The 14135-nt window shown below is 68.6% G+C and carries 11 protein-coding genes and 1 pseudogene; 9 read left to right on the plus strand and 3 right to left on the minus strand.

The window, feature by feature from the left end:
* Positions 1–229: 229 nt before the first annotated feature.
* Positions 230–1567, minus strand: coding sequence for an argininosuccinate synthase (gene argG / locus ADE01S_RS30520; RefSeq protein ID WP_062685513.1), 1338 nt, complete (start codon positions 1565–1567; stop codon positions 230–232).
* Positions 1568–1817: 250 nt separating this feature from the next.
* Here argG and ADE01S_RS30525 point away from each other — a divergent pair, with 250 nt between their 5' ends.
* From ADE01S_RS30525 to ADE01S_RS30545, 5 genes are all read left to right on the plus strand, one after another.
* On the plus strand, positions 1818–3320 hold the full coding sequence (locus ADE01S_RS30525; RefSeq protein ID WP_062685514.1) for an efflux transporter outer membrane subunit: 1503 nt from the start codon (positions 1818–1820) through the stop codon (positions 3318–3320).
* Between the two features lie 4 nt (positions 3321–3324).
* Positions 3325–4488, plus strand: coding sequence for an efflux RND transporter periplasmic adaptor subunit (locus ADE01S_RS30530; protein WP_062685515.1), 1164 nt, complete (start codon positions 3325–3327; stop codon positions 4486–4488).
* Positions 4485–7649, plus strand: a complete 3165-nt coding sequence (locus ADE01S_RS30535; protein ID WP_062685516.1) for an efflux RND transporter permease subunit — start codon at positions 4485–4487, stop codon at positions 7647–7649. The genes ADE01S_RS30530 and ADE01S_RS30535 overlap by 4 nt, the downstream gene beginning before the upstream one ends.
* A gap of 81 nt (positions 7650–7730) precedes the next feature.
* Positions 7731–8417, plus strand: coding sequence for a heavy metal response regulator transcription factor (locus tag ADE01S_RS30540; protein ID WP_062685517.1), 687 nt, complete (start codon positions 7731–7733; stop codon positions 8415–8417).
* The gene (locus ADE01S_RS30545) at positions 8414–9799 is read left to right on the plus strand and encodes a heavy metal sensor histidine kinase (RefSeq protein WP_062685518.1); all 1386 of its coding nucleotides are present in this window, start codon (positions 8414–8416) and stop codon (positions 9797–9799) included. The genes ADE01S_RS30540 and ADE01S_RS30545 overlap by 4 nt, the downstream gene beginning before the upstream one ends.
* On the opposite strand, the gene ADE01S_RS30550 is transcribed toward ADE01S_RS30545, so the two are convergent.
* Positions 9771–10742, minus strand: coding sequence for a LysR family transcriptional regulator (locus tag ADE01S_RS30550; protein WP_228468179.1), 972 nt, complete (start codon positions 10740–10742; stop codon positions 9771–9773). The two genes, ADE01S_RS30545 and ADE01S_RS30550, sit on opposite strands and share 29 nt — an antisense overlap.
* A 96-nt stretch (positions 10743–10838) precedes the next feature.
* Between ADE01S_RS30550 and ADE01S_RS30555 the strand changes: the two genes are divergently transcribed.
* The 4 genes from ADE01S_RS30555 to ADE01S_RS30570 all read left to right on the plus strand — a co-directional run bounded on the left by ADE01S_RS30555 (position 10839) and on the right by ADE01S_RS30570 (position 13835).
* On the plus strand, positions 10839–11705 hold the full coding sequence (locus tag ADE01S_RS30555) for an amidohydrolase family protein (RefSeq protein ID WP_172600313.1): 867 nt from the start codon (positions 10839–10841) through the stop codon (positions 11703–11705).
* 68 nt (positions 11706–11773) lie between these two features.
* Positions 11774–12727: a Bug family tripartite tricarboxylate transporter substrate binding protein gene (locus ADE01S_RS30560; protein WP_062685519.1), complete on the plus strand. Its 954-nt coding sequence runs from the start codon at positions 11774–11776 to the stop codon at positions 12725–12727.
* A gap of 4 nt (positions 12728–12731) precedes the next feature.
* Positions 12732–13262 carry a carboxymuconolactone decarboxylase family protein gene (locus tag ADE01S_RS30565; protein ID WP_062685520.1) on the plus strand — a complete coding sequence of 177 codons (531 nt, stop codon included), beginning with the start codon at positions 12732–12734 and terminating at the stop codon, positions 13260–13262.
* Between the two features lie 12 nt (positions 13263–13274).
* The gene (locus ADE01S_RS30570; protein ID WP_082775927.1) at positions 13275–13835 is read left to right on the plus strand and encodes a DUF4286 family protein; all 561 of its coding nucleotides are present in this window, start codon (positions 13275–13277) and stop codon (positions 13833–13835) included.
* Between the two features lie 179 nt (positions 13836–14014).
* Here the strand turns inward: ADE01S_RS30570 and ADE01S_RS31415 are convergent.
* Positions 14015–14135 (minus strand): annotated as a pseudogene (locus ADE01S_RS31415) (ornithine carbamoyltransferase); the annotation flags it as partial.

A 14135-nucleotide genomic window follows, 5' to 3' on the forward strand; every position in this document is an offset into this window, starting at 1 on the left:
TCCTCCAGCGCGCGAAACCCATGCTGTTGTGAGCAGACGGTGGTTGGTGACGGGGCCTGCAAACAGTCTTTCACAGCAGCATGGGTTACGCGCGCTGGAGGGCGGTATTTTTTTGCATAGGATCTCGCGCTCCACCCATCCTACGTTCCACACGATGGCTTTATCTTGGAACAGCCAAAAAAAACCCTCCGCAGCTTGATGCCGCGGAGGGTTTTTCTCGAAGAAGCGATTACTTCTTGTTGGCGTCTTTCAACTGGGGCAGCGAGGTGCCCGAGGAGGCCAGCAGGCCGGTCTTCACGTAGGTGAACAGCTTTTCGCGCGTGTCGACGATGTCGAGGTTGCGCATGGTCAGCTGGCCGATGCGGTCGGCCGGGGTGAAGGGGGCGTTTTCCACCTTCTCCATGGACAGGCGCTCGGGCGCGTACGTGAGGTTGGGCGACTCGGTGTTCAGCAGCGAGTAGTCGTTGCCGCGGCGCAGTTCGAGGGTGACTTCGCCGGTGATGGCGCGGGCGACCCAGCGCTGGGCGGTTTCGCGCAGCATGATGGCTTGCGGGTCGAACCAGCGGCCCTGGTACAGCAGGCGGCCCAGCTTGCGGCCGCTTTCGCGGTACTGCTCGATCGTGTCTTCGTTGTGGATGCCGGTGACCAGGCGCTCGTAGGCGATGAACAGCAGGGCCAGCCCCGGGGCTTCGTAGATGCCGCGGCTCTTGGCTTCGATGATGCGGTTCTCGATCTGGTCGCTCATGCCCAGGCCGTGGCGGCCGCCGATGCGGTTGGCTTCGAGCATCAGCTCGACCGGGTCGCTGTATTCCACGCCGTTCAGGGCGACCGGCTGGCCTTCCTCGAAGCGGACGGTGACTTCCTCGGCCTTGACGGCCACGTCGTCGCGCCAGAACGCGACGCCCATGATGGGCTTGACGATGCGGATGCCGGAGTTCAGGTGCTCCAGGTCCTTGGCTTCGTGCGTGGCGCCCAGCAGGTTGGAGTCCGTGGAGTAGGCTTTCTCGGCCGACATCTTGTAGTCGAAACCGGCCTGGCGCATGTACTCCGACATTTCCGAACGGCCGCCGAGCTCGTCGATGAAGCGCTGGTCGAGCCAGGGCTTGTAGATCTTCAGGTCGGGGTTGGTCAGCAGGCCGTAGCGGTAGAAGCGCTCGATGTCGTTGCCCTTGAAGGTGCTGCCGTCGCCCCAGATGTTGACGTCGTCTTCCTTCATGGCGGCCACCAGCATCGTGCCGGTGACGGCGCGGCCGATGGGCGTGGTGTTGAAGTAGGTGATGCCGGCGGTCGAGATGTGGAACGCGCCCGATTGCAGGGCGGCGATGCCTTCGGCGACCAGCTGCGCGCGGCAGTCGATCAGGCGGGCCTTCTCGGCGCCGTAGGCCATGGCCTTGCGCGGGATCTCATCGTAGTCGGACTCGTCGGGCTGGCCCAGGTTCGCCGTGTAGGCGTAGGGAATGACGCCGTTGTTGCGCATCCACAGGAGCGCCGCGCTGGTGTCGAGGCCGCCGGAAAAGGCGATGCCGACCTTCTGGCCGGTAGGAAGGTTCGGGAGGATAGTGGTCATTGTGCGATGTGAGATGCCAACAGGACTTTGACAGCAGGCTTTGACAGCAGACTTTGAAAGCCCCTAGCCGCCGGACAAGAAAAGAAGGACCCTATTTTAACTCTTTTGATGGGGGCGGGCCGGGGGCGGCGCGGCGGCGGGCGAATCGCGCCGAAACTGTCCGGATTGTCAGGTTCAGGACAGCGCAGGGTCGGGTTGGGGTTTCTACAGTGTGAGCGTACCGACAGTCAGCCGGAAAGGGCGGCGCCACATGAACACCAATCACAGGACCGGGCCCGGTTGGGCGGCGGCGAGCCTGGCCGCCGCGCTGGCGCTTGCCGGCTGCGCCGTGGGGCCGGATTACCAGCGTCCGGCCGTGGATGTGCCGGACACCTACAAAGAAATGGGGCCATGGAAACCGGCCGAGCCGCGCGCCATCGATGGCGACCATCCCTGGTGGGACGCCTATGGCGACGCCACGCTGAGCAAGCTCATCGTTCAGGCCAACGCCGCCAACCAGACGATCCAGCAGGCCCAGGCCCAGTACCGCCAGGCGCGCGCGGCGTCGGACGCGGCCCGGGCCGGGTTCTGGCCCACCGTGGGGGCCAGCGCGTCCGGCGCGCGGGCCCGGGCGCCGGGCAACGGCACCATTTCCACCGGCAACAGCTACGCGGCGGCGATCGACGTGTCCTGGGAGCCCGATATCTGGGGCGGCGTGCGCCGCCAGGTCGAGTCGGCCGACGCCTCGTCCCAGGCCAGCCAGGCGGAACTCGCGGCGGCCCGGTTGAGCATCCAGGCCACGCTCGCGCAGGACTACCTGCAGTTGCGCGCCGTGGACCGCGAAAAGGATCTGTACGCCAGCACCCTCCAGGCCTACGGGCGCTCGCTGGCGCTGACGCGCAGCCAGTACGAGGCGGGCGTGGCCCTGAGGTCGGACGTGGCGCTGGCCGAGGCGCAACTGAAGACCGCCCAGGCCCAGTCCATCGACCTGGAAGCCACCCGCAGCCAGTTGGAGCATGCGATCGCCATCCTCACCGGCCAGCCGCCGGCCCGCTTCAGCCTGCCGCCGCTGCCCGCCGACCAGCCGTGGCTGGCCGAGGTGCCGGCGGTGCCGGCGGGCCTGCCGTCCGATCTGCTGGAGCGGCGGCCCGACATCGCGGCCGCCGAACGCCAGGCGGCGGCGGCCAATGCCGGGATCGGCGTGGCGCGGGCGGCGTATTTCCCGTCGCTGGTGCTGTCGGCCAGCGGCGGCTTCGCGGCCGCCAATTTCGCGCAATGGTTCAGCGCGCCGGGGCGGGTCTGGTCGCTGGGCGCGCTCCTGGCCGGGACGCTATTCGACGGCGGCCTGAGGAAGGCGCGCGATACGCAGGCGGTGGCGGCGTTCGACGCCACCGCCGCCCAGTACAAGCAGACCGTTCTCGGCGCCTTCCAGGAGGTCGAGGACAACCTGTCCACGTTGCGGGTGCTGGCCGATGAGGCACAGGCGCAGGATGACGCGGTCCGGGCCTCCCGGCTGAGCGAGCAACTCGCGCTGGCGCAGTACCGCGCGGGCACCACCACCTTCCTGACCGTGGCCGTGGCGCAGGCGCTGACGCTGTCCAACGAGCGCACCGCCGTGCAATTGCGCGGGCGCAGGCTCGTGGCCAGCGTCGCGCTGGTCAAGGCCGTGGGCGGAGGCTGGTCGGCCGCCGCCCTGCGGACGCCGGACGCGCAGGCGCTCGCCGCCGCCGGCTCGCAACCCGCCGCGGGCGGACCCACCCCTACGAATGAGTGACTTCATGGACAAGGCAGTGACTTCCCCTCATCGGCGCAGCGTCATTCTGGCAGGCGGCGTCCTGATCGCGATCGCGGCAGGCGCGGCGGCCTGGCTGTCCCTGCGCGGCGGCTCCGCGCCACCGGCTCCGCCCGCGGCGGCCGTGCCGGTGAGCACCGCGCTGGCCGGGGAGCAGGACCTGGCCCGCTACCTGACGGGCGTGGGAACGGTGACGGCCGCCGCCAGCGTGACCGTGAAGGCGCGCCTGGACGGGCAGCTCGACAGCGTGGGGTTTACGGAAGGGCAGGACGTCAAGGCCGGCCAGGTGCTGGCCAGCATCGATCCGCGCGCCCTGCAGGCGCAACTCGCGCAGGTCCAGGCGCAGCGGGCGAAGGACCAGGCCACGCTCGTCAACGCGAAGCTGGACCTGCAGCGCTACATCCGCCTGCAGCGCGAGGACGCGGCCACCCAGCAGACCCTGGACACGCAGCGCGCGCTGGTGGCTCAGCTGGAGGCGGCGGTGCAGACCGACGACGCCCAGATCAGCTACGCGAAGGTGCAGCTGGACTACACGCGCATCGTGGCGCCGATCTCGGGGCGGGTGGGGGCGCGGCTGGTGGACCCGGGCAACATCGTGCACGCAGCCGATCCGAATGGCCTGGTCGTGATCAACCAGATCGATCCGATCGCCGTGTTCTTTTCCGTGCCCGAAGAGGCGGTGCCCGCCATCAACGCCGCGATGGACCGCGGCCAGCCCTTGGCGGTGCTGGCCTATCCGCGCGAGGGCGGGCAGCCGCTGGGATCGGGGCATCTGGTGCTCCTGAACAACCAGATCGATACGACCACGGGCACGGTGCAGCTCAAAGGCATGTTCGACAATCCCAGCCACCGCCTGTGGCCCGGGCAGTACGTCAACGCGCGCCTGATCCTGGACTCGCATGAGCGGGCGTTGACCGTGCCGGCCCAGGCGGTGCAGCGCGGCCAGTCGGGAACCTATGTGTATGCGGTGGATGGCGCGGGCGTGGCCCAGCCGCGCGCCGTGCATGTGGAGCGCACGCAGGACGGGGTGGCGGTCATCCAGGACGGCCTGGAGGCCGGGCAGCGGGTCGTGGTGGACGGCCAGTACAAGCTCAAGCCGGGCAGTAAAGTGCGCGAGCTGGACGCGCGCGCGGCGGGAGGCGCCCAATGAGCGTATCAGCCACTTTCATCAAGCGACCCATCGGCACGCTGCTGCTGGCGCTGGCGGTGCTGCTGGTCGGCGTGGCGGCCTGGCCGCTGTTGCCGGTCGCGCCATTGCCGCAGGTGGATTTCCCCACGATCCAGGTGCAGGCCAACCTGCCCGGGGGCAGTCCGGAGACCATGGCATCCAACGTCGCCCAGCCGCTGGAACGCCAGTTCTCGCTGATCGCGGGCCTGTCGCAGATGACGTCCGTCAGCGCCATCGGCATGACGCAGATCACCCTGCAGTTCGACCTCAACCGAAGCATCGAGTCGGCGGCGGTGGATGTGCAGGCCGCGATCAACGCCGCCAGCGGGCAGTTGCCGGCCAACCTGCCCAACCCGCCCACCTTCCGCAAGGTGAACCCGGCGGACGCGCCCATCATGGTGATGGCGGTGCAGTCCGAAACCCTGCCGCTGATCCAGGTCAACGACTACGCGGACAACATCCTGGCGCAGCAGATTTCGCAGATCTCCGGGGTGGGGCTGGTCAATATCGGCGGCCAGCAGAAGCCCGCGGTGCGCATTCAGGTGGACCCGGGCAAGATCGCGGCGCTGGGCCTGAGCCTGGAGGACATCCGGGGCGTGATCGCCACGACCACGGTCAACCAGCCCAAGGGCACGATAGACGGGCCGCGCCAGAGCTTCACCACCTACACCAACGACCAGCTGCTGTCGGCGGAGCCCTGGAACGACATGGTGCTGGCCTACCGCCACGGCGCGCCCATCCGGGTGCGCGACGTGGGCGTGGCGGTGGACGGCCCCGAGAACACCAAGCTGGCCGGCTGGGCCTACGCGGGCCCGGCCTCCCCGCCCGACAATACGATCACCAACGGCCGCTCCATCGTGCTGCAGATCAGCAAGCAGCCGGGTGCCAATGTGATCGAAACCGTCGACCGGATCCGCGCGGCGCTGCCCAGGCTGGAGGCATCCATTCCGCCCTCGGTGCATGTGAACACCATCATCGACCGCACCCAGACGATCCGCGCCTCGGTGGAGGACGTGGAGTTCACGCTGACGCTCACCATCGTCCTGGTGGTGATGGTGATCTTCCTGTTCCTGCGCAATGTGGCGGCGACGCTGATTCCCTGCGTGACCGTGCCGCTGGCGCTGATGGGCACCGCGGCGATGATGTACGTGGCGGGCTTCAGCCTGGACAACCTGTCGCTGATGGCGCTGACGATATCGGTGGGCTTCGTGGTCGACGACGCGATCGTGATGCTGGAGAACATCTACCGCCACGTGGAAGAGGGTATGCCGCCGCTTGAGGCCGCGTACAAGGGGGCGGGAGAAATTGGCTTCACCATCGTGTCGATTTCGGTGTCGCTGGTGGCGGTGTTCATCCCGCTGCTGCTGATGGGCGGCATCGTCGGCCGGCTGTTCCGCGAGTTCGCGGTGACGGTGACGCTGGCGATCCTGGTGTCGGTGCTGGTATCGCTGACGCTGACGCCGATGCTGTGCTCGCGCCATCTGAAGAACCGGCACGGGGACCGCCACGGCCGCATGTACCTGTTGTTCGAGCGCGGCTTCGACGCCATGTTGCATGCGTACGAGCGCGGCCTGAAGCTGGTGCTGCGGCATCAGTTCGCGACGCTTTGCGTGTTCCTGGCCACGGTGGCCTGCACCGCGGTGCTGTTCGTGATCATCCCGAAGGGCTTCTTTCCGCAGCAGGACACGGGCTTTATTTTCGGCTTCGCCGAGTCGGCGCAGGACTCGTCGTTCGCGCTGATGAACCAGCGCATGATCCAGATGGCCGAGGTGATCCGCCAGGATCCGGACATCGCCAGTTTCGGTTTCAACGGCAGCCAGAGCACGTACAACACCGGCAACTTCTATATCGGCCTCAAACCCAAGGACGAGGGCCGCAAGGCTTCGGCCGACGAGGTCATCGCGCGGCTGCGGCCGCAACTGGCCAGGCTGCAGGGGGTGACGCTGTTCATGCAGGCCGGGCAGGACATCAACGTGGGCGGCCGCCTGTCGCGCACGCAGTATCAGTACACGCTGACCGATTCCAACCTGGATGAACTGAACGTCTGGGCGCCGCGCCTGCTGGCGAAGTTCCGCAGCCTGCCGGCGCTGGCCGACGTGGCGTCCGACCAGCAGAACGCGGCCGCCACGGCGTCCATCACCATCGACCGGGCCCGCGCCTCGTCGTTCGGCATCACGCCCGCGATGATCGACGCCACCATCTACGACGCCATCGGCCAGCGCCAGGTGGCCCAGTATTTCACCCAGATCAACAGCTACCACGTGGTGCTGGAGGTGACGCCGGCATTGCAGCAGGACCCCAGCCTGTTCTCGAAGCTCTACCTGGCTTCGCCGCTGACGGGCGAGCTGGTGCCGCTGTCCACCTTCGTCACGCTGGATACCGACAAGACGGCGTATCTGTCCATCAGCCACCAGGGCCAGTTCCCCGCCGTGACCATTTCCTTCAACCTCGCGCCGGGCGTGTCGCTGGGCGCCGCGGTGACGGCGATCCAGCAGGCGCAAAGCGAAATGGGCGTGCCGGCCAGCCTGACGGGCGCGTTCCAGGGCACGGCCAAGGCGTTCGGCGATTCGCTGGCCTCGCAGCCCTACCTGATCGCGGCGGCGCTGATTGCCGTGTACATCGTGCTGGGGCTGCTCTACGAGAGCTACATCCACCCGCTGACGATCCTGTCGACCCTGCCGTCGGCCGGGGTGGGGGCGCTGCTGATCCTGATGATGGGCGGTTACGACCTCAGCGTGATCGCGCTGATCGGGATCATTTTGCTGATCGGGATCGTGAAGAAGAACGGCATCATGATGATCGACTTCGCGCTGACCGCCGAGCGCGCGCACGGCATGGCCCCGGCCGAGGCCATCTACCAGGCCTGCGTGCTGCGCTTTCGCCCCATCATGATGACGACGATGTGCGCGCTGCTCAGCGGCCTGCCGCTGATGCTCAGCCACGGGCAGGGTTCGGAACTGCGGCGGCCGCTGGGCTACGCGATGGTGGGCGGGCTGATCGTGTCGCAGGCCCTGACCCTGTTCACCACGCCGGTCGTCTACCTGTACCTGGACCGCGCCCATTACTGGTACATGCGCCGCAAGGAGGCCCGGGCAGCCCGCAAGGCGGCGCTCGCGAATCCATCCGGAGTTGGGCCAAAATAGCGTAGCGGGCCCGTCGCGTCCGGCCAGGCCGCGGCCAGGGCCGCGCCTTCCGGGCCAGGGCCGCACCAAACGGGGCTGCACATGAAGATCCTGATAGTTGAAGACGAGCTGAAGACGGCGGATTACCTGCGCAAGGGCCTGGGCGAGCAGGGCTGCGCCGTGGACGTCGCGCACAACGGCATCGACGGGCAGCACCTGGCCCTGGAGCACGACTACGACGTGATCGTGCTGGACGCCATGCTGCCCGGCATGGACGGATTCGCCGTGCTGCGCTCCCTGCGCACGCTGCGCCAGACGCCCGTCATCATGCTGACGGCCCGCGATGGCGTCGAAGACCGCATCCGGGGCCTGCACGATGGCGCGGACGACTACCTGGTCAAGCCTTTTTCCTTTCTGGAGCTGCTGGCCCGGCTGCAGGCGCTGACCCGGCGCGGACGAGCGCAGGATCCGGTGCAGTTGCGCATCGGCGACCTGCAGATCGACCTGATCAGCCGCAAGGCGTGGCGCGCCGGCACGCGCCTGGACCTGACCGCCAAGGAGTTCGCCCTGCTGGCCGTGCTGGCGCGGCGCCAGGGCGAAATCCTGTCGAAGACGGCGATCGCCGAACTGGTCTGGGACATGAACTTCGACAGCAACGTCAACGTCGTGGAGGTGGCGATCAAGCGCTTGCGGGGCAAAGTAGACGCGCCCTTCGACAAGCGCCTGGTACACACGATCCGCGGCATGGGCTATGTGCTCGAACTGCGGGACGACGAGCCCGGACAATGAAGGTCTCGCTCAAGACCCGGCTGGTGATCATGTTCGCCGCGGCGGCCGCGGCGGTGTTCGCGCTGACCAGCGCGGCGCTGTATGGGGTGCTGGAACGCCAGCTCGACCGGATCCAGCAGGACGCGCTGCGCACCACCGCCCAGGAGCTCGGCTATTCGCTCACGCGCGCCACGGACCCGGCGCGCTGGGGGCGCTTCAAGGCCAAACTGGATACCCTGATGCCGGCTGACGGCAGCCTGCGTTTCTGGGTGCTGTCGGACGACCCCGCCTATGAGTACGGCGGGGGGTTGGCGGGGATCGACCGCCTGGAGCGCCGCACGGACGGCTTCGGTTCCATCATGCTGCCCGACCGCGAATACGCGCTGAGCACGATTTCGGTCACCGTCGAGGCCAGCATGGAGCGGCCGCGAGTGCGGTTGATCGTCGGCATGGATTCGGCGCCCTACGTGCACACCTTGCGCTATCTGTTGTGGGCCATGGCGGGGCTGTCGCTCGCCGCCATGCTGTTGGCGGCGGTGCTGGGCTATTGGGTGTCGCGGCTGGGGTTGCTGCCCTTGAACCGCCTGTCGGCCGAGGCCCGCGCCTTGCGTCCCAGCGCCTTGTCGCAACGTCTGAGCATGGCGGCGCTGCCGGTGGAACTGGAGGACCTGGCCACCTCGTTCAACGGCGCGCTGGCGCGGCTGGAGGGCGCCTACAACCAGCTCGAAGCCTTCAACGCCGACGTGGCGCACGAGCTGCGCACCCCGCTGACCAATCTGATCGGCCAGACCCAGGTGGCGCTGGCGCGCCCGCGCAGTTCGGCCGATCTGCAAGAGGTGCTGCAATCCAATCTCGAAGAGCTGGACCGGCTGCGCGCCATGGTGAACGACATGCTGTTCCTGGCGCGCGCCGACCAGGGCGAGGCCGCCACCGGCCGGGTCCACGCGGTGCTGGCCGACGAAGTGGGCAAGACCGTGGAGTTCCTGGAGTTCCTGCTGGACGAGGCCGGCATGAAGGTTCGGATCGAAGGCGAGCGGGATGCCGAGGCCCTGATCGACACGGCGCTGTTCCGCAGGGCGGTGACCAACCTGCTGCAGAACGCCATCCAGTACTCGCCGCCGGGCGCCGCGATCACGGTGGACATCGGCCGGCGCGGCGACGCGCTGGAAGTGACGGTCAGCAATCCCGGTCCGCAGATCGCGCCGGAACACCTGCCGCACCTGTTCCAGCGGTTTTACCGCGCGGACGCGGCGCGCCGGGGCAGCGGCGAGGAGCGCAGCCACGGGCTGGGGCTGGCCATCGTCAAGGCGGTGGCCGTCATGCATGGCGGCGCGGTGTCGGCCAGCAGCGAGGGCGGCGTTACCCGCGTCGCGTTCAGCGTGAGCGCGGAGCGGCCGCGCTAACCGTTGTCGCGCCGGCCGCCTTTTTGCCGGCGCGTCCAGGCCGGGGCGCGAACAGCTCGGCCAGCTTCAAGCCCTGGATCAATTGCGCGGTGGCCGTGGCCAGGCGCGTGGACGGTCGGTGGCGGGCGCTGGCCAGCACCAGGTCGTTGGTAATGGCGGGGTTGCCGATAGCGCACAGGGACAGTTCATGCTCGGCGGCCGGGCCGCGCGCGGCCGAACGCGGCAGAATGGCGTAGGCGTCGCCCTGGGCGGCCAGTTCGACGATGGTGTGGACGGCGTCCACCTCGACGGCGATGGTCAGCCTGACGCCCTGGGCGCGGCAGACGCTTTCGACCAGGGTGCGGATGGCATTGGGCAGGCTGGGCACCACCAGCGGGTAGTCGCCCAGCTGCGCCACGTCGATCCGGGCGGGCAGGGGAGGCTGGTGCCCGGCCGCGGCCACCAGCACCAGGTTTTCGCGGAACAGCGACTCGTAGGCCAGTTGGGGCGAGGGCGCCGGGTCGTAGAGCAAGGCCAGGTCGACGCGGCCGGCCAGCAGCCATTCGCGCACCTGGGCGCTCAGGCCCTCGGCCACGGCGATGGAGGCTTCCGGGAAGCTGCGGCGGAACGCCTGGACCAGCGGCGGAGTCAGGACGCGCGCGATGCGGGGCGGCAGCCCGACCACCACCTTGCCGGTGGGCGTTTCGCGCAGGTTCTGGAGGTCTTCCTTGGCGCGTTCGGCCAGCGTGAGCAGGGCGCGGGCATGCTCCAGGAAGCGCAGGCCGGCCTCGGTGGGCTCGGCGCCGCGGCCATTGCGGTACAGCAGGTGCTGGCCCAGTTCGAGTTCCAGCAGGCGGACCTGGCGGCTGAGCGTAGGCTGGGCCACGTCCAGCATTTCGGCCGCGCGGGAAAAACTGCGCCGTTCCGCCACCGTCAGAAAGTACTCGATCTGCTTCAGGTCCATTTGATATTTGGAAATTCTATATCTGAAATCAAAGATATAGCATTGTTGGGCGACCTGCAATCCGGGACCATGGCGCTTTCCCCACAGGAATCCGCCGTGCCCGATTGCCGTCCTCCGCTTGCGTCGCCGTCCCGCCCCCGCCACGCGCTGCCGCCGGGCGCCTGCGATACGCACTGCCACGTGTTCGGCCCGGCCGATGTCTTTCCGTATGCCGAGGGCCGTTCCTATACGCCGCCCGACGCGCCCTACGAGGCCATGGCGGCGCTGCATGCGCGCCTGGGCGTGGAGCGCGCGGTGGTGGTGCAGGCCAATTGCCACGGCTCCGATCACGGCGCCTTGCTGAATGCGCTGGCCGCCAGCGGCGGCCGCTACCGCGGCGTCGCGCTGCTGGGCGCCGATGCGACCGAAGCGGGCGTCAGGCAATTGCACGAGGGCGGGGTGCGCGCGGCGCGCTTCAACTTCGTGCCTCATCTGGGCGGCGCGCCCGAGCCGGCGGTGTTCGACCGCGTGGTGGCGCTGATCGCGCCGCTGGGCTGGCATCTGTGCCTGCACCTGGACGGCGCGATGTTGCCCGACCTGTTGCCCCGGCTGGCGACCTTGCCCGTGCCTTTCGTGGTGGACCACATGGGACGGGTGAAGGCGAGCGCCGGGCTGGATTCGGCGGGCATGCGCGCTTTGCTCGGCCTGGCGGCGGTGCCGCAGGCCTGGGTCAAGGTGTCTGGTATCGACCGCATCGCGTCCGGCCGCCGTCCGTTCTCCGAAGGCCTGCCCTTCGTGCGGGCGCTGGCCGAGGCCTTGCCCGACCGTTGCCTGTGGGGCACGGATTGGCCGCATCCCAATGTGTCGGGAGACATGCCCGACGACGGCGAGCTGGTGGACCAGTTTTTCCGGGCCTGCCCGGACGCGGCCCTGCGCCAACGGATCCTGGTGGACAACCCGGCCAGGCTGTACGGATTTCAGTAGGTAGCAGTTCGCGCCGCCGTCCGGCGGCGCGCTAGCGGCAAGAACATATCATTCGACGAGGAGACAACATGTTCAAGAAAATTCTGTCGGCCGGGCTGCTCAGCCTGGCCGCCCTGGGCGCCGCCCAGGCCGAGGGGCCGGTGCGCCTGATCATCGCCTTCCCGCCGGGCGGCCCGGTGGACCTGGTCGGCCGCGTGCTGGCCGAGCAGCTGGGCAAGGAGCTCAAGCAGCAGGTCATCGTGGAAAACAAGGCCGGCGCGAATGGCAACATCGCCGCGGCCTACGTGGCCAAGGCGCCGGCCGACGGCTCGGTGCTGTTCCTGACCAGCGTGGGCGCGGTGGCCATCAGCCCGGCCCTCTACAAGGACCTGCCGTACGATCCGGCGCGCGACTTCGCGCCGGTGTCCAAGGTGGTGAACAACGCCACGGTGTTCGTGGTCAACCCCGCCAACCCGGCCGCGGACGCGGCGGATTTCGTGAAGAAATCGCAGGCGGCCTCGCAGTCGGTCGCGATCGGTTCGTCGGGCATCGGCAGCATCCCGCACCTGACGCTGGAGATGTTCGCCGACGCCAGCAAGGCGAACGTGATGCACGTGCCGTACAAGGGCGCGGCGCCGGTGATCAACGATGTGATGGGCAACCAGGTATCGGGCTTCTTCGGCGACGTGCCGGGCCTGATCGGGCACATCCAGGGCGGCAAGCTGAAGCCCCTGGGCATCGCGGCGCCGACGCGCCATCCGCTGCTGCCGGACGTGAAGACGCTGGCCGAGCAGGGCATCCCCGGCGTGGAATCCAACAACTGGTACGGCATCGTGGCGCCGGCCGCCACGCCGCCGGCCACCATAGGCAAGCTCAACCAGGCCGTTCGCGCCGCGCTGGGCGCGGAGAGCGTGCGCGCCCGGCTGGAGAAGTTCGGCGCCGAGGCGGCGCCAGGCAGTCCCCAGGAGCTGGCGGCGCTGATCGCGTCCGACCGCGAGAAATGGACCGCGCTGATCCAGCGCAAGAACATCCGTCCGGAGTAAGCGCATGAGCGCAAGCCGAGTCGCGCCCGTCGTGCCGGGCACCCGCAAGGAACTGGCCGGGATGGAGGCGCGGATCGCCGCCGCCCGCGGCCGCATTTCGCCGCTGTACCAAGTGCTGTTGAACAGCCCCGCCGTGGTCGAGGGCTGGGAGGCCATGCTGACCGCCATCCGGCAGAAGACCTCGCTGCCGCCGCGCCTGCGGGAGATGATCATCCTGCGCGTGGCTACCCTGAACCGGGCGCCGTACGAGTTCGAGGCGCACGTGCCGCATGCGGTGGCTGCCGGCATGCCGCGGGCATTGGTGGATGCGCTGCGCGATGGGCCGCCGCCGGCCGACGTCGAGGGGCTGGCGCCCGGCGAGGCCGACGTGCTGGCCCTGACCGATGCGATGACGCGCGATATCGAGGTGCCCGACGCGGTGTTCGCGCCGCTGCGGGCCCGCTACGATGACACGCAGCTGGTCGAGCTGGCCGCCACGGTCGGGGCCTACAACATGGTGTCGCGCTTCCTCGTGGCATTGCGCGTGGGGCATTGAAAGGAGATGACTGTGCAGGAAACGCTATTGCTGGTGTCGCTGGGCGAGCGCTTCGATGAACCGCGCATGCGGGATCTTGCCGGGCGCTTGACGCAAGGGCTGGAGGGCGTGAGCGTCAACGCGTTCGCGGCGGTGGACGTCGAGGACACTTATGTGTACGTGCGAGGCGCCCAGGCCCTGCCCGAAGTCCAGGCCCGCCTGGCCGAGCTGACGCCGGGCGCCCGCGTCCGCGTGCTGCATCGGACCCTGGAACTGCCGGGCGCATCCGCCGGGCAGGACGCGCCCTGGCACTACATCGTCGAGACCGACGTGCTGCCCGAGGCCGAGGCTGACCTGAACGCCTGGTACGACCAGGAACACCTGCCGGGCCTGGCCTCCGTGCCGGGCACGGTGCGCGCGCTGCGCTATGAATGCCGGGACGAGTCGCCGCGGTATCTGGCCTGCTACGACCTGCAGACCCGCGAAACCTTCGGCAGCCCGCCGTGGCTGGCCGTGCGCGCGACCGACTGGAGCAGCCGCGTGCGCCCGTCGTTCCGCAACACGAGCCGCACGATGTTCCGCAGAGTTTTGTAGGATGGGTGGAGCGCGGCAGTTCCTGGGCAAGAACCCAGGTGCTCAACGCGCGAAACCCATGCGGCCGGGGCAGACTTTTTTTTCGGCCGATGCCGGGCACACAGTCTGCTCGCGGCCGCATGGGTTTCGCGCGCTGGAGAGCGGTGTTCTAGCTTAAGATCCCTCGCGCTCCACCCATCCTACACCTGGCCCAGCAGCAGGAATTCCATCAGGGCCTTCTGCACGTGCAGGCGGTTTTCCGCTTCGTCCCAGACGACGCTCTGCGGGCCGTCGATGACTTCGCCGGTGACTTCCTCGCCG

Source organism: Achromobacter denitrificans NBRC 15125, assembly GCF_001571365.1.
Lineage (GTDB): Bacteria > Pseudomonadota > Gammaproteobacteria > Burkholderiales > Burkholderiaceae_B > Achromobacter > Achromobacter denitrificans.

Excerpts from the sequence above, each read along its gene's own strand:
- ADE01S_RS30550 (WP_228468179.1), bottom strand. The coding sequence starts at position 10,742 with ATGGACCTGAAGCAGATCGAGTACTTTCTGACGGTGGCGGAACGGCGC.
- ADE01S_RS30545 (WP_062685518.1), top strand. The coding sequence starts at position 8,414 with ATGAAGGTCTCGCTCAAGACCCGGCTGGTGATCATGTTCGCCGCGGCG.
- ADE01S_RS30530 (WP_062685515.1), top strand. The coding sequence starts at position 3,325 with ATGGACAAGGCAGTGACTTCCCCTCATCGGCGCAGCGTCATTCTGGCA.
- ADE01S_RS30540 (WP_062685517.1), top strand. The coding sequence starts at position 7,731 with ATGAAGATCCTGATAGTTGAAGACGAGCTGAAGACGGCGGATTACCTG.
- argG (WP_062685513.1), bottom strand. The coding sequence starts at position 1,567 with ATGACCACTATCCTCCCGAACCTTCCTACCGGCCAGAAGGTCGGCATC.
- ADE01S_RS30560 (WP_062685519.1), top strand. The coding sequence starts at position 11,774 with ATGTTCAAGAAAATTCTGTCGGCCGGGCTGCTCAGCCTGGCCGCCCTG.
- ADE01S_RS30565 (WP_062685520.1), top strand. The coding sequence starts at position 12,732 with ATGAGCGCAAGCCGAGTCGCGCCCGTCGTGCCGGGCACCCGCAAGGAA.
- ADE01S_RS30535 (WP_062685516.1), top strand. The coding sequence starts at position 4,485 with ATGAGCGTATCAGCCACTTTCATCAAGCGACCCATCGGCACGCTGCTG.
- ADE01S_RS30525 (WP_062685514.1), top strand. The coding sequence starts at position 1,818 with ATGAACACCAATCACAGGACCGGGCCCGGTTGGGCGGCGGCGAGCCTG.